This is a genomic window from Pseudomonas sp. L7 (assembly GCF_046605565.1).
Classification (GTDB): domain Bacteria; phylum Pseudomonadota; class Gammaproteobacteria; order Pseudomonadales; family Pseudomonadaceae; genus Aquipseudomonas; species Aquipseudomonas wayambapalatensis.
Genome location: NZ_CP176784.1, coordinates 1,870,801 through 1,895,175 on the forward strand (window position 1 = coordinate 1,870,801; position 24,375 = coordinate 1,895,175).

Annotated in this window: 20 protein-coding genes; 9 read left to right on the forward strand and 11 right to left on the reverse strand. The window is 62.6% G+C overall.

Features of this window, described 5'->3' with window-relative positions:
- The first annotated feature begins 11 nt into the window (after nucleotides 1-11).
- From ACK3BK_RS08715 to ACK3BK_RS08735, 5 genes are all read left to right on the forward strand, one after another.
- Nucleotides 12-1,007: a zinc transporter ZntB gene (locus ACK3BK_RS08715; protein WP_186666713.1), complete on the forward strand. Its 996-nt coding sequence runs from the start codon at nucleotides 12-14 to the stop codon at nucleotides 1,005-1,007.
- A gap of 98 nt (nucleotides 1,008-1,105) precedes the next feature.
- On the forward strand, nucleotides 1,106-1,360 hold the full coding sequence (locus ACK3BK_RS08720; RefSeq protein WP_054892470.1) for a hypothetical protein: 255 nt from the start codon (nucleotides 1,106-1,108) through the stop codon (nucleotides 1,358-1,360).
- Nucleotides 1,361-1,362: 2 nt separating this feature from the next.
- Nucleotides 1,363-2,187 (forward strand): mechanosensitive ion channel family protein, encoded by an 825-nt coding sequence (locus ACK3BK_RS08725; protein ID WP_054892469.1) that lies wholly within the window; start codon nucleotides 1,363-1,365, stop codon nucleotides 2,185-2,187.
- Between the two features lie 113 nt (nucleotides 2,188-2,300).
- A complete protein-coding gene (sigX, locus tag ACK3BK_RS08730; RefSeq protein ID WP_054892468.1) occupies nucleotides 2,301-2,867 on the forward strand; it encodes an RNA polymerase sigma factor SigX in 567 nt (188 codons plus the stop codon).
- Nucleotides 2,868-2,977: 110 nt separating this feature from the next.
- Nucleotides 2,978-4,015, forward strand: a complete 1,038-nt coding sequence (locus ACK3BK_RS08735; protein WP_186666711.1) for an OmpA family protein — start codon at nucleotides 2,978-2,980, stop codon at nucleotides 4,013-4,015.
- Nucleotides 4,016-4,152: 137 nt separating this feature from the next.
- On the opposite strand, the gene ACK3BK_RS08740 is transcribed toward ACK3BK_RS08735, so the two are convergent.
- The 4 genes from ACK3BK_RS08740 to ACK3BK_RS08755 form a co-directional block, all read right to left on the reverse strand.
- Nucleotides 4,153-5,823, reverse strand: coding sequence for a protein kinase domain-containing protein (locus ACK3BK_RS08740; RefSeq protein ID WP_411384117.1), 1,671 nt, complete (start codon nucleotides 5,821-5,823; stop codon nucleotides 4,153-4,155).
- A 4-nt stretch (nucleotides 5,824-5,827) separates the two neighbouring features.
- The gene (locus ACK3BK_RS08745; RefSeq protein WP_186666709.1) at nucleotides 5,828-7,039 is read right to left on the reverse strand and encodes a nitrate/nitrite transporter; all 1,212 of its coding nucleotides are present in this window, start codon (nucleotides 7,037-7,039) and stop codon (nucleotides 5,828-5,830) included.
- A 181-nt stretch (nucleotides 7,040-7,220) separates the two neighbouring features.
- Nucleotides 7,221-7,796 (reverse strand): ANTAR domain-containing response regulator, encoded by a 576-nt coding sequence (locus ACK3BK_RS08750; protein ID WP_186666708.1) that lies wholly within the window; start codon nucleotides 7,794-7,796, stop codon nucleotides 7,221-7,223.
- 11 nt (nucleotides 7,797-7,807) lie between these two features.
- Complete coding sequence (locus ACK3BK_RS08755; RefSeq protein ID WP_186666707.1) at nucleotides 7,808-9,022, reverse strand: CmpA/NrtA family ABC transporter substrate-binding protein; 1,215 nt, start codon at nucleotides 9,020-9,022, stop codon at nucleotides 7,808-7,810.
- A 128-nt stretch (nucleotides 9,023-9,150) separates the two neighbouring features.
- Between ACK3BK_RS08755 and ACK3BK_RS08760 the strand changes: the two genes are divergently transcribed.
- Nucleotides 9,151-10,173, forward strand: coding sequence for a quinone-dependent dihydroorotate dehydrogenase (locus ACK3BK_RS08760; RefSeq protein WP_063543995.1), 1,023 nt, complete (start codon nucleotides 9,151-9,153; stop codon nucleotides 10,171-10,173).
- A 102-nt stretch (nucleotides 10,174-10,275) separates the two neighbouring features.
- Here the strand turns inward: ACK3BK_RS08760 and rmf are convergent, their stop codons facing one another.
- Nucleotides 10,276-10,491, reverse strand: a complete 216-nt coding sequence (rmf, locus tag ACK3BK_RS08765) for a ribosome modulation factor (RefSeq protein ID WP_080642046.1) — start codon at nucleotides 10,489-10,491, stop codon at nucleotides 10,276-10,278.
- Nucleotides 10,492-11,039: 548 nt separating this feature from the next.
- Here rmf and rlmKL point away from each other — a divergent pair.
- Both rlmKL and ACK3BK_RS08775 read left to right on the forward strand, forming a co-directional pair.
- Nucleotides 11,040-13,232: a bifunctional 23S rRNA (guanine(2069)-N(7))-methyltransferase RlmK/23S rRNA (guanine(2445)-N(2))-methyltransferase RlmL gene (rlmKL, locus tag ACK3BK_RS08770; protein WP_186666706.1), complete on the forward strand. Its 2,193-nt coding sequence runs from the start codon at nucleotides 11,040-11,042 to the stop codon at nucleotides 13,230-13,232.
- A 94-nt stretch (nucleotides 13,233-13,326) separates the two neighbouring features.
- Nucleotides 13,327-15,714: a diguanylate cyclase gene (locus tag ACK3BK_RS08775; RefSeq protein WP_411384118.1), complete on the forward strand. Its 2,388-nt coding sequence runs from the start codon at nucleotides 13,327-13,329 to the stop codon at nucleotides 15,712-15,714.
- A 42-nt stretch (nucleotides 15,715-15,756) separates the two neighbouring features.
- Here the strand turns inward: ACK3BK_RS08775 and dacB are convergent, their stop codons facing one another.
- Nucleotides 15,757-17,220, reverse strand: a complete 1,464-nt coding sequence (dacB, locus tag ACK3BK_RS08780) for a D-alanyl-D-alanine carboxypeptidase/D-alanyl-D-alanine-endopeptidase (protein ID WP_054892460.1) — start codon at nucleotides 17,218-17,220, stop codon at nucleotides 15,757-15,759.
- Nucleotides 17,221-17,406: 186 nt separating this feature from the next.
- On the opposite strand from dacB, the gene ACK3BK_RS08785 reads away from it, so the two are divergent.
- Nucleotides 17,407-17,751 carry a YggL family protein gene (locus ACK3BK_RS08785; protein ID WP_054892459.1) on the forward strand — a complete coding sequence of 115 codons (345 nt, stop codon included), beginning with the start codon at nucleotides 17,407-17,409 and terminating at the stop codon, nucleotides 17,749-17,751.
- Between the two features lie 7 nt (nucleotides 17,752-17,758).
- Here ACK3BK_RS08785 and ACK3BK_RS08790 read toward each other — a convergent pair whose 3' ends face one another.
- The 5 genes from ACK3BK_RS08790 to ACK3BK_RS08810 form a co-directional block, all read right to left on the reverse strand.
- Nucleotides 17,759-21,358 (reverse strand): transporter substrate-binding domain-containing protein, encoded by a 3,600-nt coding sequence (locus ACK3BK_RS08790; protein ID WP_186719742.1) that lies wholly within the window; start codon nucleotides 21,356-21,358, stop codon nucleotides 17,759-17,761.
- Between the two features lie 8 nt (nucleotides 21,359-21,366).
- On the reverse strand, nucleotides 21,367-21,987 hold the full coding sequence (locus ACK3BK_RS08795) for a response regulator transcription factor (protein ID WP_186666999.1): 621 nt from the start codon (nucleotides 21,985-21,987) through the stop codon (nucleotides 21,367-21,369).
- A 277-nt stretch (nucleotides 21,988-22,264) separates the two neighbouring features.
- Complete coding sequence (locus ACK3BK_RS08800; RefSeq protein ID WP_186666703.1) at nucleotides 22,265-23,596, reverse strand: deoxyguanosinetriphosphate triphosphohydrolase; 1,332 nt, start codon at nucleotides 23,594-23,596, stop codon at nucleotides 22,265-22,267.
- A gap of 74 nt (nucleotides 23,597-23,670) precedes the next feature.
- Complete coding sequence (locus ACK3BK_RS08805; RefSeq protein WP_186666702.1) at nucleotides 23,671-24,000, reverse strand: hypothetical protein; 330 nt, start codon at nucleotides 23,998-24,000, stop codon at nucleotides 23,671-23,673.
- A complete protein-coding gene (locus ACK3BK_RS08810; protein ID WP_186719739.1) occupies nucleotides 23,997-24,371 on the reverse strand; it encodes a phage holin family protein in 375 nt (124 codons plus the stop codon). Before ACK3BK_RS08810 ends, ACK3BK_RS08805 begins: the two co-directional genes overlap by 4 nt.
- Nucleotides 24,372-24,375 lie beyond the last annotated feature (4 nt).

Genomic DNA, 24,375 nt, shown 5'->3' on the forward strand with positions numbered 1-24,375 from the left:
ATGGAGCATTGATGTTCGAGGAAGACAACGCGCAGTGGGGGCTGGTCCATGCCCTGGTGCTCGACGGCAAGGGCGGCGCGCGCGCCATTGCCCGTACCGAGTTGGACAACCTGCAATTGCAGGCGCAAGAGAGTCTCTGGCTGCACTGGGATCGCAGTCATCCGCAAACCCGCACCTGGCTGCTGCACGACAGCGGCCTGAGCGAGTTCGCCTGCGATCTGCTGCTCGAGGAGAACACTCGCCCACGCCTGCTGCCGCTGGCCAACGAGCAGTTGCTGCTGTTTTTGCGCGGGGTCAACCTCAACCCTGGCGCAGAGCCGGAAGACATGGTTTCGGTGCGCATCTTCGCCGAAGCGCGTCGCGTCATTTCGCTGCGCCTGAGGCCTTTGCGCGCGAGCGACGAGATCCTGCAGCAACTGGATGAGGGCAGGGGGCCGAAATCGGCCTCCGAATTGCTGTTGCTGATGGGTGAACTGTTGACCGAAAAGGTCCAGGCACTGGTCAGCGACCTGTCCGAAGCCGTCGATCTCGAGGAAGAGAAGGTGGAATCCGACGAACGGTATAGTCCGGCCCAGGGCAATCTGCAGCAGATCCGCCGTCGTGCCGCCGGGCTGCGTCGCTTCCTGGCGCCACAGCGTGATATCTATGCCCAGCTTTCGCGCAACAAGTGGAGCTGGTTCGCCGACGCCGACGCCGATTACTGGAACGAGCTGAACAACAGCCTGATCCGTTATCTCGAGGAGCTGGAACTGGCGCGAGAGCGCGCTGCGCTGGTGCTGGAAGGCGAGGACCGGCGGCGCAGCGAGCGGATGAACCGGACCATGTACCGCTTCGGCATCATCACCTGCATCTTCCTGCCGATGAGCTTCATCACCGGCCTGCTCGGCATCAATGTCGGTGGTATTCCGGGGGCCGAGAACCCCTATGGCTTCCTGTTCGCCTGCCTGGTGGTGTTGGGCCTGGCCGCAGGGCAATGGTGGTTGTTGCGCAAGTTGCGCTGGGTCTGAGCGTCGAGCACGTATGTATTTTGAAACATTCGTCCCATATCCCTGTGTGACCCGTCGGCCAGAGCCCTCGTCTTTGACTGACATCACGCGAGGTGCCCATGCACGATCCGTTTGAAGAATCCCTGCGCGACCTGCTCAAGGCGTCACCGTCCGGCCATGACCGAGACGACGACGCCTGCCTGGGGCGCGTGCTCAAAACCGCCAACCGTCAGGTTGGCGCGGGCGATCTGTTCAGCCTGCTGGGCCGCTGGAGCCAGGCGCTGCTGATCGCTGTCAACAATGGCTCGGCGCATGTCGCGCCGGTGCGCCGTACCCCTGCCGCAGGCAGACAGAAAGCTGATAAGGCCGATTGAATATGGAACTCGATCTCTGGACCCAGAGCCTGGTCACCGCCATGACTGCCCTTTGGACCAAGGTGGCGAACTTCATCCCCAACCTGTTCGGCGCGCTGGTCGTGGTGCTGCTCGGTTTCGTGGTGGCCAAGCTGCTCGACACACTGCTGTCCAAGCTGCTCGCCAAGTTCGGCCTCGACCGCCTGATGAGCGGGACCGGGCTGACCAAGATGCTCGGCCGGGTCGGTATCCAGGTACCGATCTCGACGCTGATCGGCAAGATCGTCTACTGGTTCATCCTGCTGATCTTCCTGGTTTCGGCCGCAGAATCGCTGGGCCTGGAGCGGGTCTCCGCCACCCTCGACATGCTTGCCCTGTACCTGCCCAAGGTGTTTGGCGCGGCGCTGGTACTGCTGGCCGGCGTATTGCTGGCACAGCTGGTCAACGGCCTGGTGCGCGGCGCTGCCGAAGGCATCGGCCTGGAGTACGCAGCGGGCGTCGGGCGCATCGCCCAGGGGCTGGTCATCATCATCGCGATCTCGGTGGCGATCAGCCAGCTCGAGGTCAAGACCGACCTGCTCAACCATGTGATCGTCATCGGGCTGATTACCGTTGGTCTGGCCGTGGCCCTGGCAATGGGCCTGGGCAGCCGGGAAATCGCCGGGCAGATCCTTGCCGGGATCTACGTGCGCGAGTTGTATCAGGTCGGCCAGCAGGTGCGGATTGGAGAGGTCGAAGGGCATATCGAAGAGATCGGAACGGTCAAGACGACGCTGCTGACCGATGACGGCGAACTAGTGTCGCTGTCTAATCGAGTGCTGCTTGAGCAGCGTGTCAATAGCCGCTAACCGCACAAAAGCTGTTAATGTATGCCGCCGCAAAAATCGGCCCCAGGGGCTGAGCGGCGACATTGACCTGACTGTCGGCCAGATCCGTTTTGAATAAAGTCTATTCGCCGCCCATGCGTTACGACCCCCGCGAGCTCACCGACGAGGAGTTGGTGGCGCGTTCGCATGAGGAGCTGTTTCATGTTACCCGCGCCTATGAGGAGCTCATGCGGCGCTACCAACGGACCCTGTTCAACGTCTGTGCACGTTATCTGGGGAACGATCGGGATGCTGACGATGTCTGTCAGGAGGTCATGCTGAAAGTGTTGTACGGCCTGAAGAATTTCGAGGGCAAATCGAAGTTCAAGACCTGGCTCTACAGCATCACCTACAACGAATGTATCACCCAGTACCGCAAGGAGCGTCGCAAGAGAAGGTTGATGGATGCCCTGAGCCTGGACCCCGTCGAAGAGGCGTCCGAGGACAAGGCTCCGAAACCGGAAGAAAAAGGCGGGCTGGATAAATGGCTGGTGTATGTGAATCCGATCGACCGGGAAATTCTGGTGCTACGTTTTGTCGCAGAGCTGGAGTTTCAGGAGATCGCCGACATCATGCACATGGGCCTGAGCGCCACGAAAATGCGTTACAAGCGTGCGCTCGACAAGCTTCGTGAGAAATTTGCGGACTCGGCTGAAACTTAGTCCTACGCAAATGGCTCAAACGAATCGGCAAGGTCTGCTAGACTTGCCGTCGAGTTGTCCCCCGGTTTTTGGTGGGGCGGCTTAACTATCACCAGATGGGGATTTAACGGATGAAATTGAAAAACACCTTGGGCTTGGCCATTGGTTCGCTCGTAGCCGCCACCTCGATTGGCGCTATGGCACAAGGCCAAGGCGCCGTCGAAACCGAGATCTTCTACAAGAAGGAGTTCTTCGACAGCCAGCGCGACTTCAAGAACGACGGCAACCTGTTCGGCGGCTCGATCGGTTACTTCCTGACCGACGACGTTGAACTGCGTCTGGGCTACGACGAAGTTCACAACGCTCGTGGCGACGACGGCAAGAACATCAAGGGCTCGAACACTGCCCTGGATGCCGTTTACCACTTCAACAACCCATACGACGCTATCCGTCCGTACGTTTCGGCTGGTTTCTCCCACCAGTCGCTGGGCCAGACCGGCCGTGGCGGTCGTGACCACTCCACCTTCGCCAACGTTGGCGCTGGCGCCAAGTGGTACATCACCGACATGTTCTACGCCCGTGCCGGCGTTGAAGCCCAGTACAACATCGACAAAGGTGACACCGAGTGGGCACCGAGCGTCGGCGTTGGCCTGAACTTCGGCGGTAGCCCGAAGCAGTCCGCAGCTCCTGCTCCTGCTCCGGTTGCCGAAGTCTGCACCGACAGCGACAACGACGGCGTCTGCGACAACGTCGACAAGTGCCCTGACACCCCGGCCAACGTCACCGTTGACGCCGACGGCTGCCCGGCTGCCGCTGAAAACGTCCGCGTTGAGCTGGACGTGAAGTTCGACTTCGACAAGTCGGTCGTCAAGCCTAACAGCTACGGCGACATCAAGAACCTGGCTGACTTCATGAAGCAGTACCCACAAACCACCACCGTGGTTGAAGGTCACACTGACTCCGTAGGTCCAGACGCTTACAACCAGAAGCTGTCCGAGCGTCGTGCCAATGCTGTCAAGCAGGTTCTGACCCAGCAGTACGGCATCGAATCCAACCGTGTTGACTCGGTTGGCTACGGTGAGACCCGTCCAGTTGCTGACAACGCCACCGAAGCTGGCCGCGCCGTTAACCGTCGCGTAGAAGCTCAGGTAGAAGCCCAGGCCAAGTAATTGGTTTGATGCTTCACGAAAAACCCGGCCTCGGCCGGGTTTTTCTTTGCCTGGAATTTGGGTATGCCAAACGGGCCTGCATCTCGGTGCCCTGCATTTGTAGGAGCGGGCTTGCCCGCGAAGAATCCCGCCCAGGCTTACCCTTTAAGCACGATGTACAGCAGCACCAGGTTCAACACCATCGACAGCAGCGCCAAGGTTCGCCAGACTTTCAGCGGCTCGCGCTCCAGCAGGGGGCGAGGGCGCATGGCCAACTCCTGGCGGTCACCGCGTTCGAGCAGCAGCAACCATTGTTCGGCGGTCTCGAAACGTTGTGCAGGGTCCACCGAGACAGCCTTTTCCAGGCTACGCTGCAACCATTCAGGCAGGTCGGGGCGATAGCGCGCAGCATTGACCGGCGTACTGAAGCGTGGGCGCTGGAACGCCTCGATTTCACCGTAGGGGTAGTGCCCGGTCAGCAGGTAGTACAACGTCACGCCAGCGGCGTAGAGATCCTGGCGGGCTGTCGGCGGCTCGCCATCGAAGGCTTCCGGGGCAATGAACGAGGGGGTGCCGGGCAGATCGTGTGGCTGATCCTCTGACAGGCCCGGGCAGTACGCCAGGCCGAAATCCAGCACGCGTAGTTGGCCATCCGCCCCTAGATGCAGGTTTTCCGGCTTGATGTCGCGGTGCAGCAGGTTGCGCCGGTGCAGCACGCCCACTGCCTGCAGCAGTTGGCGTGTCAGCTCCAGCCATTGGGGCAGTGGCAAGGGCCCATGTTCGGCGAACAGGCTGGCAAGCGTCTGGCCCGGATACTGGCGCATGAGGTAGTACAGGTGCTGGCGCTGGCTGGCGGCATGCACCTCAGGGAAGTGTCGGCCAGCGACCCGGCGCAGAAACCACTCTTCGAGCAGCAGCCGCTGAGCAGCGCCCTGATCGGTTTCGCGCGCCGGTGGAAGGGTCTTGAGCAGCCATGCCTGGCCCTGGGTATCCTTGACCCGGTAGAGCAGTGATTGCCGGCTCTGGGCGAGCAGCCCTTCGACACACCAGCCATCGATGCGCTGGCCCGTACGCAGGGCGTTCGGTATCGGCCATTCCTGCAACTGCGCAAGGGTATCGCCCAGATTCGCCGAGCCCGGCTGTTCGACCCTGACCAGCAACGCGCTGGCGTTGTCCTGGCTGCCGCAAAGGTGCGCGCTGGCGACCAGAGTATCGGCGGCCACCTGCAGGTCAGGCTGCTCGCGCAGGATCGACTGGATCTGCTGATCGCTCAGGCTCGACCAGACACCATCGCTGAGCAGCACGAAGCACTCGCCCGGCTGCAGTTCGCCTTCCCGGTAATCGACCAACAGGTGCTGGTCCAGACCCAAGGCGCGCTTGAGCACATGATGCATTCCTGGCTGGTCCCAGACATGGTCATCGCTCAGGCACGACAGGCGACCGTCGTGCCAGCGGTAGGCGCGGCAGTCGCCGACATGGGCGAGGGTGAACCGCTTGCCGCGCAGCACCAGGGCGGTCAGCGTGGTCATCAGCGGCTGGCCGTTGCCCTGGGCGCGCAGCCAGCGGTTCTGCGCCAGCAGCAGGCGATCCAGGGCCTGGGCCACACCCCAGGTGGCGGGAGTGGAATAGTAGTCCAGTGCCAAGGCCTGCAGGCTGGCCCTGGCCGCCAGGCCACCATCGGCGCACTGGCTGACGCCGTCGGCGAGGGCGAACAGGTAGCCCTTGCTGGCGGCCAGCTCTGCAGCCGGGGTGACCAGGCGCAGAGCGTCCTGGTTTTCCGGGCGCGGGCCGGTGGCGCTGGCCTGGGCGAACGCCAGTTGCAAGCTCATGGGGTCAGACCCGCGCGGCCGTCACGGCAGCCGAACCCCAGGTGGTGCGCCAGCGACGCTTGACCCCATACAGGCCGAACCAGGCCAGCAACCCCAGGCTGGCGAACAGCCACAGGCCAAGTTGATAGTCGCCGGTGTGCTGCTTGATTGCACCCAGGCCTGCCGCCAGCAGGAAGCCGCCGATGCCACCGGCCATGCCGATCAGGCCGGTCATGACACCGATTTCCTGGCGGAAGCGTTGCGGCACCAACTGGAACACCGCGCCATTGCCAGCGCCCAGGCCAAGCATGGCGCTGACGAACAGGGCCAGGGCTGCTGCGGCGCTGGGCAGGTTGAAGCCGACTGCAGCGATGCACACCGCTGCCACACTGTACATCCCGAGCAAGGTGCGGATGCCACCGAAACGGTCGGCGAGGGCACCACCCAGCGGACGCATGAGGCTGCCGGCGAACACGCAGGCTGCCGTGTAGTAGCCTGCGGTGATCGGGCTCAGGCCATACTGGTCGCTGAAGTAGCCCGGCAGGGCGCTGGCCAGGCCGATGAATCCACCGAAGGTGACACTGTAGAAAAACATGAACCACCAGCTGTCACGGTCGCCCAAGGCCTTGAAATAGTCGGCCATGGCCTTGGGCTTGGGGCGCTGCGGGGCATTGCGTGCCAGCAGTGCAAAGGCCACGAGGGTGATCACCAGCGGGATGACGGCGAAACCGAACACGTTGTTCCAGCCAAAGCTTGCGGCCAGCACCGGGGCGAGCAGGGCGGCGAACACCGTCCCGGAGTTGCCCGCACCGGCGATGCCCATGGCCTTGCCTTGGTGCTGGGGCGGGTACCACTGCGACGCCAACGGCAGCGACACGGCGAACGAGGCGCCTGCGACGCCGAGGAACACGCCCAGCAGCAACGCTTGTTCGTAACTGTGAACGCCCATGAACCAGGCACAGGCCAGGGCGACGATCACGACCACCTGCCCAATCAGGCCGGCAGTCTTGGGTGACAGGCGGTCGACCAGCATGCCCATGATAAAGCGCAATACGGCACCGGCCAGAATGGGCGTTGCGACCATCAGGCCCCGTTGCTGCGCACTCAGTTGCAGGTCGGCGGAGATCTGCACCGCCAAGGGACCCAGCAGGTACCAGACCATGAAGCTCAGGTCGAAGTAGAGGAAGGCGGCAAACAGCGTAGGCACATGCCCGGATTTCCAGAAGCTCGTATTCATTGAACACCTCGCGCAGCTTGCAACGGTTGTCATGCCCTGCCTGCGCAGGGCGGAAACGAAAAAGACGTCGCTACCCGATCCACCAGGGTGGAGGGGAGAGCGACGTCTTTGTCGGGATGATGTGGCAACCGCCGTTGGCTACCTGTGGTATTGGCTGAGCAAGAGCCGGGCCAACATCGACTCAGCCAAGCATTTCGGACATGGCGATGATCTGCTCGGCCACCTGAATCAACTTCTGCTGGCGGCTCATGGCCTGGCGACGCATCAGGGTGTAGGCCTGCTCTTCATTGCAGTCTTTCATCTTCATCAGCAGGCCCTTGGCCTGTTCGATGCGCTTGCGTTCGGCCAGTTGCTGGTCGCGAGCCAGCAGTTGCGCCTTGAGCGCCTGGTCGCTCTCGAAGCGAGCCATGGCCACGTCGAGAATCGGCTGCAGGCGCGCCGCATGGATGCCTTCGACGATGTAGGCGCTGACGCCGGCCTGGATCGCCTGGCGCATCACCCCCGGATCATGCTCGTCGGTAAACAGTACGATTGGCCGTGGCTGATCCCGGCTGACCAGCACCACCTGCTCCATCACATCGCGACCCGGTGACTCGGTATCGATCAGCACAACATCCGGACGCACCGTTTCGACGCAGCTGGGCAGGTCGATGGTCAGCCCCGGCGCCTCGATCACATCGAAGCCAGATTCGATCAAGGCAGCCTTGAGGCGGCCAACCTTCTTCTCGGTATCATCGATCAGCAGAACACGCAGCATGGTGGCCACCTTCACGAACCAACCCGCACGTGCGGGGCATCATCCAGAGCGTGCAGGCGGAAACTGCGGGCATAGGCATGGGGATCGCTGCCGTCCCAGCGGATGCCGTCGATCAGCAGGCTGCTGCGCATCGGTGCGTCGGCGCAGGACACGCCCACGGCCTGGGCTGCTTCGCGGTACAGCGTCAGTTGCTGTACGCGAGAGGCCACTGCCAGGTAGTCCGGGTCCTCGCGCAGCAGGCCCCAGCGGCGGAATTGGGTCATGAACCACATGCCGTCGGACAGATAGGGCAGGTTCGCCCGACCTTGGTCATGCACGCGCAGGGCGTGACGATCCTGCCATCGATTGCCCAGCCCGTCGTGGTAGTCGCCGAGCAGGCGCGGCTCGATGTTGCTGGCTGGCGTATCCAGGTAGGCCCTGCCGCTGAGCAGTTGCGCCGTGCCCCGGCGATTTTCCGGGCTTTGCTCGATGAAGCGGCTGGCGGCGAGTATCGCCTTGACCAGCGCGCGGGCGCTGTTGGGGTAGTGCTCGACGAAGGCGCGGGTGCTGGCCAGGACCTTTTCCGGATGGTCCGGCCAGATCGATTGACTGGTGGCCAGGGTGAAGCCCTGGTCCTGTGCCACGGCGTCTGCCGACCAGGGTTCGCCAGCACAGAAGCCGTCAATGCGCCCGGCCTGCAGGTGCGCGACCATCTGTGCCGGTGGCACCACCACGCTGTCGACATCGTGCAGCGGGTGGATGCCCTGGCTGGCCAGCCAGTAGTACAGCCACATGGCATGGGTGCCAGTGGGAAACGTCTGGGCGAAGGTCAGGCGTGCGCCATGCTGGTGCACCAGTCGCGCCAGTGCTTCAGGGCTGGTCACGCCCTTGCGCTGCAACGCGGGGGAAAGGTTGATCGCCTGGGCATTCTGGTTCAGGCCCATGAGCACCGCCATATCGTTGGCCGCGACACCGCCCATGCCCAGGTGCATGGCGTAGACCAGCCCATACAGGCAGTGGGCAGCATCCAGTTCGCCGCTGGCGAGTTTGTCTCGGGTGCCGGCCCAGGAAGCCTGACGCTGCAGATTGAGGGTCAGGCCCTGGAGTTGTGCGAAGCCCTGCGTGGCCGCGACCACCACCGAGGCGCAGTCGGTCAGGGCCATGAAACCGATGTTCAGGCTGGGTTTCTCGGGTGCATCGCTGCCGTTGACCCAGGCCAAGGGTGTTGTCGGAGGGGCTGTGTTCACGAAATATCCTCACCCGTACCGATCGGGTTGCCAGCGCTTCGAAGCAACCCATGTGCCAAGGCCCTGTCGCGCGGACGGCGCGCTGGCTATAATCGCATCCCTCACTCACCCCCGAGTCCTGCCTGCCCATGTATACCCTGGCCCGCCAGCTGCTGTTCAAGCTCTCCCCGGAAACCTCCCACGACCTGTCGCTCGACCTCATCGGCGCCGGTGGCCGCCTTGGTCTCAATGGCCTGCTGTGCAAGCGTCCGGCCTCGGTGCCGGTGACCGTCATGGGCTTGAACTTCGCCAACCCCGTGGGCCTTGCCGCAGGCCTGGACAAGAACGGCGCGGCCATCGATGGCTTCGCCCAGCTGGGCTTCGGCTTCGTCGAGATCGGCACTGTCACCCCGCGACCACAGCCTGGCAATCCGAAGCCACGGTTGTTCCGCCTGCCGGAAGCGACTGCGATCATCAACCGCATGGGCTTCAACAACCTGGGTGTGGATCACCTGCTGGAACGGGTGCGCGCGGCGCGTTATGACGGTGTGCTGGGCATCAACATCGGCAAGAATTTCGACACGCCGGTCGAGCGTGCCCAGGACGACTACCTGATCTGCCTCGAAAAAGTCTACACCCAGGCCAGCTACATCACGGTCAACGTCAGCTCGCCCAACACTCCCGGCCTGCGCAGCCTGCAATTTGGTGATTCGCTCAAGCAACTGCTCGACGCGCTGGCCGAGCGTCGCGAACAGCTGGCGAGCGAGCACGGCAAACGCGTGCCGCTGGCGATCAAGATTGCACCGGACATGAGCGATGAGGAAACCGCGCTGGTGGCAGCAGCCCTGGTCGAGTCGGGCATGGATGCGGTAATCGCGACCAATACCACTTTGGGGCGCGAAGGGGTCGAAGGGCTGCCGTTCGGGGGCGAGGCGGGTGGGCTTTCCGGGGCGCCGGTGCTGGAGAAGAGCACTCACATCGTCAAGGTGCTGGCTGCTGAACTGGGCGGCAAGTTGCCGATCATCGCGGCGGGCGGGATCACCGAAGGGCGCCATGCTGCGGAGAAGATCGCAGCCGGTGCGAGCCTGGTGCAGATCTATTCGGGCTTCATCTACAAAGGTCCGGCACTGATCCGCGAGGCAGTCGATGCGATTGCCGCGCTGCCCCGCTAACAAAGACGCGCCCCAATAAAAAGGGCCCCTTGAAGGGGCCCCTGGGCCTTAGCCCGCCGCCCGGATGGGGCGTGCATGGTGACTCGAATTCAGTGTCCTCGTTCAGCCAACGGCGTGATTTTCGTTGAGTCTCTGGATGCCAGCGGTGCCGGTCATGCCGTCCCAGTTGTCGCCGCGACCTTCACGCCAACCGTTGATCCATGCCTGGCGAACGGATGGCAGATTGAAGGGGCAAAGTTCGCGGGATTTGCCGGTTACCCCGTATTGGTAGCCACGTGAATATGCTCTTTCCAACGGATCACGCTTAAGTCTTCTCATAGGGTGTTGCCCTCACTTGTTGACTGTAATGTCCCGTCGGCCTCTCCGAGGCCGGGCAGAATCTTTCTGCCGGTTTGCGCTCGCTGCCGGCGTGGCGAGCTGAAAGTGCCGCCCCGTTGCGAGGCGGCCTGAGGTCAGTTCTAACCAATGCGAGTCACAGTGTGAATGATCAATTTGTCATAAGGACGTAACCTTTCCAGGGGTGAGGGGATAAGTAAATAAATGCGACTCAACCTTGTTTAGGTTTTGTCCCGCTATGATGAGGGTTTGCTGGTGGTTGAAATCATTTGGCCATTGGCGCCATCGAACTGACGCAACATCTGGTAATGCGACGAAGGGTCACACCGATGCCTTCGTTAGACGAAATTTTCACACTGCCCGACGATCAAACCCTTTTGCGCCACCCGGCGTCGGTTGTCGATCGGGTGGCCGGGTTTGCCGAATGATCGGCACGCCACCCGGATACCTGCTGGAAGGGTATCCGGCAAACTCAGGCAACAGCGATGCGTCGCGTTGCCAGCACACAGCCCAGAGGCTCTGGAATCTACATGTCGGACTCATTCGAACTCTATCTCACCTGCCCCAAAGGCCTGGAAGGGCTGCTGGCGGAAGAAGCCCGCGGCCTGGGCCTGGCCGATGTGCGCGAGCATACCTCGGCAATCCGCGGCGCGGCCGACATGGAAACCGCCTACCGGCTGTGTCTCTGGTCACGCCTGGCCAACCGCGTGCTGTTGGTGGTCAAGCGCTTTGCCATGAAGAACGCCGACGACCTCTATGATGGCGTGCACGGTGTCGACTGGCAGGACCACCTGGCCGCCGACGGCACCCTGGCGGTCGAGTTCAGTGGCCATGGATCGGGCATCGACAACACTCACTTCGGCGCGCTCAAGGTCAAGGACGCGATTGTCGACAAGCTGCGCAACCGTGAAGGCCAGCGCCCGTCGGTGGACAAGATCGACCCCGACCTGCGTGTGCACCTGCGCCTGGACCGCGGCGAGGCCATCCTGTCTATCGACCTCTCCGGCCACAGCCTGCACCAGCGCGGCTATCGCCTGCAGCAAGGTGCTGCGCCGCTCAAGGAAAACCTGGCTGCTGCGGTGCTGATTCGCGCCGGTTGGCCGCGTATTGCCGCCGAGGGCGGCGCGTTGGCAGACCCTATGTGCGGTGTCGGGACCTTCCTCGTCGAAGCTGCAATGATTGCCGCCGATATTGCACCGAATCTCAAGCGCGAGCGTTGGGGCTTCAGTGCCTGGCAGGGCCATGTCCCGGCGCTGTGGCGCAAGGTGCACGACGAGGCCCAGGCCCGTGCTCAGGCGGGCCTGGCCAAGCCGCCGTTGTGGATTCGCGGCTATGAGGCCGACCCGCGGTTGATTCAGCCCGGACGCAACAACGTCGAGCGCGCAGGCCTGGGGGACTGGGTGAAGATCTACCAGGGCGAAGTCGCCAGCTTCGAGCCGCGCCCGGACCAGAACCAGAAAGGCCTGGTCATCAGCAACCCGCCCTATGGCGAGCGCCTGGGAGACGAGGCGAGCCTGCTGTACCTCTACCAGAACCTCGGCGAACGCCTGCGCCAGGCCTGCATGGGCTGGGAAGCGGCGGTGTTCACCGGCGCACCCGAGCTGGGCAAGCGCATGGGCATCCGCAGCCACAAGCAGTATGCGTTCTGGAACGGCGCGCTGCCGTGCAAGCTGTTGCTGTTCAAGGTCCAGCCCGACCAGTTCGTGACCGGCGAGCGTCGCCCGGCCGATGATCAAGCCGGCGACTCGCGTGCGGCACCGGCCGTGGCCCATGAACCGGCACGTCTTTCCGAAGGCGCGCAGATGTTCGCCAACCGCCTGCAGAAGAACCTCAAGCAACTGGGCAAGTGGGCTCGCCGCGAGCAGATTGACTGCTACCGTCTGTATGATGCCGACATGCCCGAGTATGCCCTGGCGGTCGACCTCTATCAGGATTGGGTACATGTCCAGGAGTATGCGGCGCCGCGTTCGGTCGATCCGGACAAGGCCCAGGCCCGCCTGCTCGACGCTCTGGCGGCGATTCCCCAGGCCCTGGGTGTCGATCCTCAGCGCGTGGTGCTCAAGCGCCGCGAGCGCCAGGGCGGTACGCGCCAGTATGAGCGTCAGGCCACGGAAGGGCGCTTCCAGGAAGTCAGCGAAGGTGGCGTCAAGCTGCTGGTCAACCTGACTGACTACCTGGACACCGGCCTGTTCCTCGATCACCGCCCGATTCGCCTGCGTATCCAGCGCGAAGCGGCCGGCAAGCGCTTCCTCAACCTGTTCTGCTACACCGCAACCGCCACCGTGCATGCGGCCAAGGGCGGCGCGCGCAGTACCACCAGCGTCGACCTGTCGAAAACCTACCTGGACTGGGCGCGGCGCAACCTGTCGCTCAATGGCTTCTCCGAGCGCAACCGCCTGGAGCAGAGCGATGTGATGGCCTGGCTGGAAAATGCCCAGGACAGCTACGACCTGATCTTCATCGACCCACCGACTTTCTCCAACTCCAAACGCATGGAGGGGGTGTTCGACGTGCAGCGTGACCATGTGCGTCTTCTCGATCTGGCCATGGCGCGTCTGGCACCGGGGGGCGTGCTGTACTTCTCCAACAACTTCCGCAAGTTCCAGCTCGACGAGCATCTGGTCGAGCGCTATGCGGTGGAAGAGATCAGCGCACAGACCCTGGATCCGGATTTCGCCCGCAACAACCGTATCCACCGGGCCTGGCGCCTGCAGCTACGCTGAAGAGACGAAGTGCATTGCAGTGATGATGGCTAATGGCTATAAATCAGCTCAGGGCCGAACAATTCGCAGGACGCTGACGTGATGAGAATGCTCTATGTCGAGGGTGCGTGCGAAGATGTTCGGCCTGATCAGCGAGGCGCTTTCGGCCTGGGCTGTCGCGCTGTTCGCGCTGGTGGCCGGCGGGTTGCTCACTGCTGCACTGGCCTTCGCCGCCCACGCCTTCTACAAGCAGCAGTTGCGTCAGCGCTTCGAACTACTGGCCAGTGAGCGCTACAGCCGTATCGCCGAACGTTTCGAGGATCAGGAACAGCGCCTGGATGGTCTGAGGCGCTTCTTCAGCTACTCCAGTGAAATTCTTCCCGAGGAGTTCGACGGATACGCCCGCCCCTTGTTGCACCGTACCCAGGCATACTCCTGGGCTCCGCGGGTCGAGGCCGGTGAGCGCGATGTCTTCGAGCGCCGCGCCAGTGCCTGGCTGGGGCGCCCCTACCAGATCCGTGATCACGATGCCCAAGGCCTCTGGCACCCATCGCCGCCACGGGCGTTCTACTACCCGGTGCTGTACACCCAGGCCACCCACCAGCACGACCAACCTTACGGGCTCGACCTGCGTAGCCAGCCTCAGCGCCAGGATGCGCTGGACCGCGCTACCACGCCCGGCAGCCTGGCGGTTTCCTCTCCACTGGACATGATCAACGTCGATCCGGCCTACACCCGCGGCCTGTTGATCGTCGCACCGGTGTTCGCCGAGTCGGCGCCGAGCGGGCCGCCTGCTGGCTATGTCATGGCCTTGTTGAGCATGCGCCAGTTGATCAGCGAGGGGCTGCCGACCGCCACGGACGACAATCTGGTGGTGCGCATCCTCGATCTGTCGGGCAGCCAGGGCCATGAGACGTTGTACGATTCGGGCAACCACAGCGCGCCGTTGCCGTTGACCAGCAGTCAACTGCTGCACCTGGCCGACCATCACTATCAGCTCGATATCCGCCCCAGCGAAGCCTTCCTCCGGGCCAACCGCTCGTCAGCGGTGTTCACCGTGACCTTGCTCGGTGGCCTGTTGAGCCTTTTGCTCAGCGCCTTGCTCTACAGCCTGTTCAGCCAGCGTCAGCGCGCCCTGATCCTGGTCGAGCAGCGCACGGCGGCATTGCGCGTGAGCGAGCAGTCGCTGCGGGAAACTCACAACCAGCTACGCAGCGTGCTGGATGCCGCGACCCAGGTGGCGATCATTGCCACCAGCCTGCGGGGCGTGATCAGCACCTTCAATGCGGGGGCGCAGCGCATGCTTGGGTATTCGGCCGACGAAGCGCTGGGGCACCTGGCGCTGGAGAATCTGGTCCAACCCGACGAACTGCGCCAGCGTGCCCATGCCTTGAGCCTGCGCTATGGGCGGGAGATCACGGCAGGCCAGGCGATGTTTGCCGAGACGGTGCAGGAGGGCACAGGGGAGCCCGGAGAGTGGACGTTGGTGCGCAAGGACGGCAGCCATTTGCTGGCCAACATGCTGGTCACTGCGGTGCTCGACGAGCAAGGCTTGTGGGTGGGTTACCTGGCCATCTGCATCGATGTCACCGAGCGTCGTCGTGTTCACGAAGCGTTGGCCGCCCGTGACCGGCTGCTGGAGAAGCTCAGTGCCGAGGTCCCGGGCGGCATCTACCAGTATCGTCTGGATGCCGACGGCCATTCGTGTTTTCCCTACGCCAGCGCCGGTCTGCTGGATATCTATGAAGTGGACCTGCAGTTGCTGCGCCATGACGCATCGACGGTGTTCGAGCGCATTCATCCGGACGACCTCGAGCGAGTGCGTCGCTCGGTGCGCGAGTCGGCCGAGCGCATGACGCCCTGGCGCGAGGAGTATCGCGTCTGCCTGCCCCGCGCCGGCCTGCGCTGGGTGCGTGGGGAGGCAACGCCGGAAATCGGGGAGGAGGGCTGCACCCTTTGGCATGGCTATCTGACGGACATCTCCGATCTCAAGCGGGTAGAGGAGGAGTTGCGTGCGCTGTCGGTCACCGATGTCCTTACCGGCATCCACAACCGGCGTTACTTCCAGGAGCGGCTCAAGGTCGAACTGGAGCGGGCCCAGCGAGATGAACTGGACCTGGCGGTGATCATGCTCGATATCGACCACTTCAAGTGCATCAACGATCAGTTTGGCCATGCCGTTGGCGATCACGTGTTGCGTAGCCTCTGCCAGCGCATTGGTCATCGGCTGCGGCGTACCGATGTGTTCTGTCGGCTGGGAGGCGAGGAGTTCATGGTGCTGTGCCCGGGCAGCAATGCCGAGCAGGCCCACAAGCTTGCGCTGGAGTTGTGGCAGGGCGTGCGCGGCGTGCCGGTCGAGGGGGTAGGCAGGGTGACGGCCAGTTTCGGCGTGGCGGGATGGCGTGTCGGTGAAGGGGCCGATGCCTTGTTGTTGCGAGCGGATGCGGGGGTCTATGTGGCCAAGCAGGCCGGGCGCGATCGCGTGGAGGCAGAGTTGCCCTGAGGTGGCCGGGGCTGCGTCACAGCCCCGGTTTGTCCGTTTCTGTCAGGGCACCACGCCGACAGTCCCGGTGCCGACCTTGGGTTGGCGGTAGAGCTCCAGCAACACCTGATCCAGCACCTGGGAGGCGCCCCAAGGTTTCGGATCATTGAGAATCGCCGACACGGCCCAGGTATGGCCGTTGCTGTCGCGACTGAAGCCTGCGATCGCGCGCACGGTGTTGAGGGTACCGGTCTTGATGTGCGCCTCGCCGGTCATGGCGGTGCGCTTCAGGCGCTTGCGCATGGTGCCATCCATGCCCACCAATGGCATCGAACTGATGAACTCGGCCGCATAGGGGCTCTTCCAGGCGGCTTGCAGCAAGGCCGCCATTTCACGTGTGCTGACACGCTCGGCGCGTGACAGGCCAGAGCCGTTCTCCATCACCAGGTGCGGTGCGGTGATACCTTTCTTGGCCAGCCACTGGCGCACTACACGCTGTGCCGCGCGGGCATCGTCACCGTCGGCATCGGTGCGAAATTGCGCGCCCAGGCTGAGGAACAGTTGCTGGGCCATGGTGTTGTTGCTGTATTTGTTGATATCGCGAATCACCTCGACCAGGTCGGGCGAGAAGGCCCGGGCCAACAGGCGCGCGCTTTTGGGTACGTTTTCGATGCGGTCACGGCCCTGGATGCTGCCGCCGAGCTCGTTCCAGATCGCCCTGACCGCACCGGCCGCATAGGCGGGGTGGTCGAGCAGGGCCAGATAGGTTTGCGAGTTGCAGCCGTCGCCGAGCTGGCCACTGACCGTGACGCTCACGCCATCGGGTTGCACCACGGGGTTGTAGCGCACATCGCCGGTGCATTGCTTCGAGGCCACGGCCTTGACCTGATTGTCGATGCGGATGCTGGCGATGGGCGGCTCGACCGAAACCACGACTTTGCCACCATCGTTGCGGGCGACGAAACGAAGGGCTTTGAGGTTGACCAGCAGCGAGTCCGGCTTGACCAGGAAGGGCTTGTTGACATCGCCGCCATCATCGTCGAAATGTGGCAGGGTGGGTTGAACGAAATGACTGCGGTCCAGCACCAGGTCGCCGGTGACGGTGCGCACACCGTTGGCACGTAGATCACGCATCAGCAACCAGAGCTTTTCCATGTTCAGTTTCGGATCACCGCCACCTTTGAGGTAGAGGTTGCCGTTGAGCACGCCGTTGTTCAGGGTGCCATCGGTGTAGAACTCGGTCTTCCACTGAAAGGTCGGGCCAAGCAATTCGAGGGCGGCGTAGGTGGTCACCAGCTTCATGGTCGAGGCCGGGTTGACCGAGACGTCGGCATTGAAGATCGTCGGCGTGCCTGGTCCATCGAGTGGCAGCATCACCAGCGACAGGGCGTTGTCCTGCAGCTTGTTGGTCTTGAGGGCCTGCTGCACCTTTGGTGGCAGGCTGGTGTTGACGGCGGCAGCCTGGCTGGGCAAGGCGATGGGAAGGAGCAGGCCGGCGAAAAGCAGTGGGCGAAGCGTCTTGATCATGAGTGCTGTAACCCTGCGGGCGAGGGAAAAGGACGATGGGGCTGTAAGAGATGATGGCCCCTTGGCGAAATATAGTGCGCATTATGCCCCAAGCGTGCTGTTTGTGGGCAGGTTCGACACAAAAGCGCCGCTCTGGCGCGGAAACTGGTAAAGTGCCGCGCGTAATTACTCAAGAGGATTGTTTCAATGGCTACCAACCGTTCCCGTCGTCTGCGCAAGAAGCTGTGCGTGGATGAATTCCAGGAATTGGGTTTCGAACTGAACCTGGACTTCAAGGAAGACCTGTCCGACGAAGCCATCGATGCCTTCCTCGACGCCTTCCTGGCAGAGGCCATGGACGCCAACGGCCTGGACTATGTCGGTGGTGATGACTTCGGCCTGGTCTGCCTGGCCAAGCGTGGTTCGGTCAGCGAAGAGCAGCGCGCCACTGTCGAAGCGTGGCTCAAGGGCCGCAGCGAGCTCACCAAGATCGAGGTCAGCCCGCTGCTGGATGCCTGGTATCCGGACAAGCCGATCAACTCGGCTTCCTGATCCCGCGTCACTGTGTCTTGGCTGGTTGGCAACGCTGACCGGCCAAGGCCTTCTCTACGCGGCGCATCTGCCGCGCCAGCGCCTGGCGGCGCAATTTCAGTTGCGTCGACGACATCCCCTCTGTTTCCAGCGCCTGACAAGCCTCCATCAATCCCTTTGCATCCAGCATGCGCGCCACGCCAAGAATCTTGTGCGCCTGCTCGGCGATGGCTTGTGCGTCCTGCTCGGGGTCCAGGGTCATCAGCAGGGTCAGGTCCTGTTCCAGGCTCAGTTGCAGCGTGGTCAGCATTCGTGCGTGGTCTTCACGGCGGTCACCGATGATGTTCGTCAGCCCGTCGAGGTCGAAGGGCCCTTGTGAGCGCCGCCGACACGAGGGGCTCACACTGGCCAGATGTAATCCGAGGGTTTGCAGGCTGATGGGTTTGAGCAGGCAGTCGTCCATGCCGGCGTTCAGGCAGCGCTGGCGTACTTCCGGTTGGGCGTTGGCGGTGTAGCCGAGGATGGTGCAAGCTGCCTTGCCCCGTTGGCGTTCTTCGCTGCGCAGGACTTCTGCCAGTTGGTAGCCATTCATGCGTGGCATGTTGCAGTCGAGGATCAGTACGTCGAAGTCTCCGTGCCGCCATTTTTCCAGCCCTTCCTGACCGTCGCGGGCACTGTCGTGCCAGAGCCCCAGATACGTCAGCTGCTGGGCCATCAATAGCAGGTTGGCGGGATGGTCGTCGATCACCAGAACCCTGAGTCGCGTGTCGGGTGCCTCTATGTGTGGCGGCTGCACGACGCTGTCCGGGGGTGGTGCCACGCGCTGCAGCGGCATCAGCAGGCGCACCTGGGTGCCCACGCCCTGCAGGCTCTTGAGCGCCAGTTGGCCACCCATCATCTCGCACAGGGTACGACAGATCGCCAGGCCCAGGCCGGTACCGGCGCGGGCGCTTTCACTCTGTGGATTGATCTGTACGAAGGGGTTGAACAACCGTCGCAGGTCGTCATCGTGAATGCCGATTCCGCTGTCGCGCACTTCCAGTTCGAGCATGTCGCGTTCGCTGCCCTGTACCGAGGCTTTGATGCGTACATGGCCCTCGTCGGTGAATTTGATCGAGTTGCTGACCAGGTTGGAGAGCACCTGCTTGAAACGCAGTGGATCGAGCAGAGCGTAGCAGCGCGCCGAGGGTTCTATGAGCACCTCCAGCAGTAGGCCTTTTTCCCGGGCCTGGCCTTCGAACACCCGTCGCACCGATTCGATCAGGGCCGCCAGATCGATCGGCTCAGGGGTCAGGGACAAATGCCCGGACTCTATTCTGACGATGTCGAGAATATCGCCGATCAGTCCGAGCAGGTCCCTGGCCGAATGATAGGCGACCTCGATCGACGCGTTGTCCAACTGCCCCTGATCGGCGCGCCTGACAGCGAGTTCGAGCATGCCTATCACCGCGTTCATCGGTGTGCGGATCTCATGGCTGATGGTCGCCAGGAAGGTGCTCTTGGCCCGGTTGGCATCGTCGGCCTGCTGTTTGGCGAGGCGTAGGTCCTGGATTAGCTTGCGGCGATCACTGATGTCGATCCAGCCACCGATGATGCCCTGTACTTCGCCCAGCGAGTCGCGGTAGGGAAGGATCCAGTGGTAGATGGTCAACTCGCGGTCTTTCAGGCGCAGCGGGCGGTCGATGATCAGCGGTGTGCCTGCTTCCATCACCTGCAGATAGTCGGTGTGGATCTGCCGGGTGTAATCGCAGTTGCTGAACAGACTTTCCTGGAGCAGTTTGCCCATGACGGCATCGGCACTTGCATCGACAGCCTCCAGATAGCTGTCGTTACAACTTTGCAGCCGTCCTTCGCGGTCGCGTACGTACATCGGGTGAGGGGTCCCGTTGAGCAGGGCGCGCATGAATTCGAGCTGATCGTTCAGGGCGCGTTCTGCCTGGCGACGGTGCCGTATCTGGCGTCGCAGGTAGGCGTTCCAGGCCAGCGCCAGCAACAGCAGAACGCCGATCCCCAAGACGACCTGCAGCACCAGGCGCTGGTACTCGCGCCATTGGCCACCATCGTGCAACGCATAGCCGCGCCAGCGACTGTTTATGACTCCCAGCTCTTCTGGCGTGATGCTCAGCAAGGCCTTGTCGAGAATCGAAGCCAGGAGGCTGGCATCCTTGGCGCTGGCCATGGAGAAGGAGGCCGGGTCGTTGCCGATCGTGGTGCGGATCACCAGATCGTTGTTGGCGGCGGTGGCATGGTTGGCGTCCAGCAGCGTGGTGATGGTCGCATCCACCGCACCGCTGCTGAGCAGGGCCATGGAGTAGAAGGTGCTTTCGGTCTCGATCAGACGGATCTGCGGGTGCGTAGTCGCCAGCAGCATCGCAGGCGGGGTGTGCCGTGTGATGGCGACTCGACGGCCATTCAGTTGCTCCAGTGACGTGAAGGGGCGGCCGCTGCGGGTAACCAGTACATAGGGGCTTTCGAGGTAGGGGCGACTGAGTTGCAGGGCTGCCTGGGCGGGTGCTGCGACGCTCAGCGCGGCAATCAGGTCGGCACTGCCCTGCGCGATCGACTGGATCATCTCTTCGATCCCGTTGGCGCGTTGGATTTCGAACTGCAAGCCGGTGCGCAAGCGGATCAGTTCCAGCAGGTCGGCGGTGATGCCGCGGAAATGGCCGTTGCCGTCGAAGAATGACAGGGGGGCGGAGGTATCGCTCACCACCACGCGCATGCTGGGATGCTCGCGCAACCATTGCTGTTCGCGCGAGGTCAGTTGCAGGCGGCGATCGGTGAGCAGCAGGTCGCTGCCTGCACTCCAGCGCTTGAAGATCGCACTCGACACGTTGGCTGGCTGACTGTCGAGGATGGTGTTGATCAGGCTCATCAACAAGTGATCCTGGGCGCGCACAGCGAAGCTGAAGCCCACGGCTTCGTGCTTGCCAAAATTGGCCATGCGCAGGCGCGGCAGATGACCGCGGGTAAGCTGGAAGTGAGTCGAAATGGTATCGCCAAGAAATACGTCGGCTTGGCCAAACGCGACAGCGTTCAACGCTTCGGAGGTGGAACTGAAGGTTTTCAGCTGAGCTTGCGGGTAAAGCGTATGCACATCCTCGATTGGCAGGTAATGGTAGAGCGTGCTCAGGCGCAGGTCGGCGAGCCCCACGTCGAGGGGGCGTGTCTCGTCCTCGCGGGTGACCAGAACGGGGCGGTCTACCGCGTAGGGTCTTGACAGTGCCAAGCCCTCGACCGCGGCTTCATAGCTGTTTGCACTGCCAAGTAGATCGATGCGTCCGGCCTTGAGTGCCTCCACCGCGTCCTGGCGATGAGTAAATCGCAGGACTTTTATTTCGAGCCCCAGTGCGCTGCCGATCAGGGCGGCATACTCTGCTGTCAGGCCTTGGTACTCGTTGCCACTGGTGACGTCGAAGGGGGGGTTGTTGGGCGCGGAGGTTCCCAGTGTCAGGCTGGTACGGTCGTGCAGCCACTGCCGCTGAGCGGCCGAGAAGGCTGGCACGGTTGCTTCGGCGGTGGAGCGGACCAGCAGTTCCAGCTTCTGGGGGGCGACCTCCTGCTTCGTTTGAGCATGGCAACCCAGACTGAGCAGGGTCAGCAGCACGCAGACGATGTACCTCGGCATGATTCACCTCAGACCAGCGCGTTGCGCTTGGCCACTTCGATCAGGTCGACCAAGGTATCGACCCTTAGCTTTTGCATCAGGCGCTTTTTGTAGGTGCTGACAGTCTTGTTGCTGAGGAACATGCCTTTGGCGATTTCCTTGTTGCTGCGCCCCTGTGCGAAGAGTTGAAGGACCATCAACTCTCTGTCGTTAACTTGTCGGAAAAGCTCTATGTCCTGATCGGATATTTCTTGATTGGGGTTTATTGCCTGGCTGGGGAAGTAGTTGTAACCGGAAAGTACTGCCTTGACTGCGCTGAGCAACTCGCTCAGGTCTTCCTGCTTGCACACAAAACCCGCAGCGCCCGAGTGCATGCAGCGGATCGCGAACAGCGTTGGCGACTGTGCCGTCAGCACCAGCACTTTCAGGGGCAGTCCCATGGTCTGGAAGCGCGCCAGGACCTCCAGGCCATCGAGCTTGGGGATGCTGATGTCGAGGATGACCAGGTCGGGAGGGGTTTCACGGATCATCTGCATGGCATCGACGCCATTGTCAGACTCGCCAATGACCTTGTAATTTTGATTTTCCAGCAACATGCGAATGGCCAGGCGAATCACAGGGTGGTCATCAACAATAAATATGGAGCTCATATCAACTTCCCAGTCGGCGAGTGTCAGATGCAAACAAAACCTTATCGCAGTTGACCGTCTTCGGGCATGAGAGGTTAGACGTAATGCCATATATGGGAAAAGACCTACATCCAAGTACTACGTGTGCCCTGGGTTTGTGTAGGCTCTGTAAGGAGTCAAGACGAGGGTGTGCTAATTCCAGAATTATTTTTTCTGGGTATTTAATGTTTCTGTGAGCATGTAGGAAGTTTCTCTCAAGAGGGACGGCAAGCTGCGGCTGACCGTCCCTCGTTGTCTGTCAGTGAGGGCTGGAGCGTCCTGTCATTTCTCCCGCCATTTCACTGGCGTAGCTGTCGGTCATGCCAGCGATGAAGTCGATCATGCGCAGGAAAGCGTTGTGCAGGGAGCCGTGTGGATCGGGGGCGTGGTTGCCGATCAGGTCCAGCACACGCCGACTCTTGAAGGATGGTGTGCGCCCACCGTGTTGTTCCAGCGCTGCCCCGCAGAACGCGTTGAGAAGAATCTCCAGCGTGGTATAGGCGCCGATTTCATGCAGCGTCTTGCGCTTGTCCTGGAAGATCTTCTTGCGCGCGATATCCTTGGCCTGCAGCACACAATGCTGGGCTGGGCCATGCATGTGTTCGACCAGGTCGCCTGCCAGATGCCCGGCCAGCAGCGCCTGTTGCTGCTCGACGAAGGCCTGGGCGGCGGCGTTGGTCAGATGCTCGATGGCCTTGCCGCGCAGAATGGCCAGCTTGCGCCGACGAGAGTCCGACGGACCCAGTTGTCGATAGGTGTCGGGCAGGTCGTCACCGACCAGGTCCAGCAGCAGCGCCTCGACCTCGGCATACTGCAGCAGCTCCATCTCCAGTCCGTCCTCCAGGTCGATCAGCGCGTAGCAGATGTCGTCCGCGGCCTCCATCAGGTACACCAGCGGGTGACGAGCCCAACGTTGTTCCTCGAGCTGCGGCAGGCCCAGTTTGTGGGCGATCTGCTGCAGCAGTGGCAGCTCGCTCTGGTAGCAGCCGAACTTGTGTTTCTTGTACCCCAGCGCGTCGGCATGACGGGCGCTCCATGGGTACTTGAGATAGGTGCCGAGGGTGGCGTAGGTCAGGCGGGTGCCGCCGTCGAACTGGTGGTATTCCAGCTGGGTGAGCACGCGAAAACCCTGGGCGTTACCTTCGAAGTTGAGGAAGTCGGCACGTTGGTCGTCGTTCATGTCGTCGAGCCAACCGCGTCCCGCTGCCTGCTGAAACCAGTGGCGGATGGCGTCTTCGCCGGAGTGGCCGAACGGCGGGTTGCCGATGTCGTGGGCCAGGCAGGCCGACTGCACGATCATGCCCAGGTCGCTTGGTGCACACCAGTCGGGCAGGCTGGCGCGCAGGGTCTCGCCAACCCTCATGCCCAGCGAGCGGCCCACGCAACTGACTTCGAGGGAGTGGGTGAGGCGGGTATGGATGTGGTCGTTGCTCGAAACCGGATGGACCTGGGTCTTGCGCCCCAGGCGGCGGAAGGCGCCGGAGAAGATGATGCGGTCATGGTCCTTGTGGAAGGGGCTGCGCCCCAGTTCTTCAGGGCTGTACAAGGCTTTGCCGAGGCGTTCGCGGTTTAGCAGGGTATGCCAGTCCAAGGCTCGATCTCCGTCAGATGATGGCCATAGCTTCCCGTGTCATGGGCACCCGCGCAAGTCGCGGGCGCTTCGTTTCAGCGATGACGGCCATTCTGCAGGAACAGGCGCACCAGGGGCGCCAGGCTGCCACCCAGGCGCAGCAGGCGCGCCAGGTTGCCGCTGCGCACCCCCTTGCCGGTCAGGAAACCCAGGGCGACCACGACGCCCAGGCCCCACAGCGGAGCGTGCTTGATGCCAAGGCCGTCCTGGACCGATGCACCCATGCCGCGCAGGCGCTGAACCGGCTGGAGCAGTTGACCGGACTCGTGGCGAATTTCCTGGCGATGCATTTCCAGGCGCAGGCGCAGCAGTGCCTTGCGCAGCTCGCGGGGGTTACGGGTATTAGGCAGTTCAGGCAGGCTCATGGCAACAGGCGCTCCCGGTCCTTGGCGAGTTCTTCGAGGGTACTGCTGAACGGTGAGGATTCATCGAACACGGCGGCCTTCAGGCGCAGGCCGCAAAAGAGTGCGGCGACGCTGTAGAACACGCAAAGGCCGACGATGCCGGCCAATCGGTAGCTGTCCCACAGCAACACCAGGATCAACCCGGACAGCGCGGTCAACAGGAGCAGGGCAAAAACCAGTGCCAACCCTGCGAATAGCAGCAGGCGCAGGGTACGGCCTTTCTGCTCCTGCAATTCGATGCCGAACAGCTCGATGTGACTGTGCAGCAGCCCCAGGATGGCCGCGCCGAGGCGTTTGCCGGAAGCGCCGGCGCCGATGGCGTCGTTGTCCATGCGT

What these genes read in the sequence shown, in the direction of transcription:
- rlmKL (WP_186666706.1), top strand. Translation starts at nt 11,040, where the DNA reads ATGTCGGACTCATTCGAACTCTATCTCACCTGCCCCAAAGGCCTGGAA.
- ACK3BK_RS08775 (WP_411384118.1), top strand. Translation starts at nt 13,327, where the DNA reads ATGTCGAGGGTGCGTGCGAAGATGTTCGGCCTGATCAGCGAGGCGCTT.
- ACK3BK_RS08740 (WP_411384117.1), bottom strand. Translation starts at nt 5,823, where the DNA reads ATGAGCTTGCAACTGGCGTTCGCCCAGGCCAGCGCCACCGGCCCGCGC.
- ACK3BK_RS08790 (WP_186719742.1), bottom strand. Translation starts at nt 21,358, where the DNA reads ATGCCGAGGTACATCGTCTGCGTGCTGCTGACCCTGCTCAGTCTGGGT.
- ACK3BK_RS08725 (WP_054892469.1), top strand. Translation starts at nt 1,363, where the DNA reads ATGGAACTCGATCTCTGGACCCAGAGCCTGGTCACCGCCATGACTGCC.
- ACK3BK_RS08750 (WP_186666708.1), bottom strand. Translation starts at nt 7,796, where the DNA reads ATGCTGCGTGTTCTGCTGATCGATGATACCGAGAAGAAGGTTGGCCGC.
- ACK3BK_RS08715 (WP_186666713.1), top strand. Translation starts at nt 12, where the DNA reads ATGTTCGAGGAAGACAACGCGCAGTGGGGGCTGGTCCATGCCCTGGTG.
- ACK3BK_RS08760 (WP_063543995.1), top strand. Translation starts at nt 9,151, where the DNA reads ATGTATACCCTGGCCCGCCAGCTGCTGTTCAAGCTCTCCCCGGAAACC.
- ACK3BK_RS08720 (WP_054892470.1), top strand. Translation starts at nt 1,106, where the DNA reads ATGCACGATCCGTTTGAAGAATCCCTGCGCGACCTGCTCAAGGCGTCA.
- sigX (WP_054892468.1), top strand. Translation starts at nt 2,301, where the DNA reads ATGCGTTACGACCCCCGCGAGCTCACCGACGAGGAGTTGGTGGCGCGT.
- ACK3BK_RS08795 (WP_186666999.1), bottom strand. Translation starts at nt 21,987, where the DNA reads ATGAGCTCCATATTTATTGTTGATGACCACCCTGTGATTCGCCTGGCC.
- ACK3BK_RS08735 (WP_186666711.1), top strand. Translation starts at nt 2,978, where the DNA reads ATGAAATTGAAAAACACCTTGGGCTTGGCCATTGGTTCGCTCGTAGCC.
- ACK3BK_RS08745 (WP_186666709.1), bottom strand. Translation starts at nt 7,039, where the DNA reads ATGAATACGAGCTTCTGGAAATCCGGGCATGTGCCTACGCTGTTTGCC.
- dacB (WP_054892460.1), bottom strand. Translation starts at nt 17,220, where the DNA reads ATGATCAAGACGCTTCGCCCACTGCTTTTCGCCGGCCTGCTCCTTCCC.
- rmf (WP_080642046.1), bottom strand. Translation starts at nt 10,491, where the DNA reads ATGAGAAGACTTAAGCGTGATCCGTTGGAAAGAGCATATTCACGTGGC.
- ACK3BK_RS08810 (WP_186719739.1), bottom strand. Translation starts at nt 24,371, where the DNA reads ATGGACAACGACGCCATCGGCGCCGGCGCTTCCGGCAAACGCCTCGGC.
- ACK3BK_RS08805 (WP_186666702.1), bottom strand. Translation starts at nt 24,000, where the DNA reads ATGAGCCTGCCTGAACTGCCTAATACCCGTAACCCCCGCGAGCTGCGC.
- ACK3BK_RS08785 (WP_054892459.1), top strand. Translation starts at nt 17,407, where the DNA reads ATGGCTACCAACCGTTCCCGTCGTCTGCGCAAGAAGCTGTGCGTGGAT.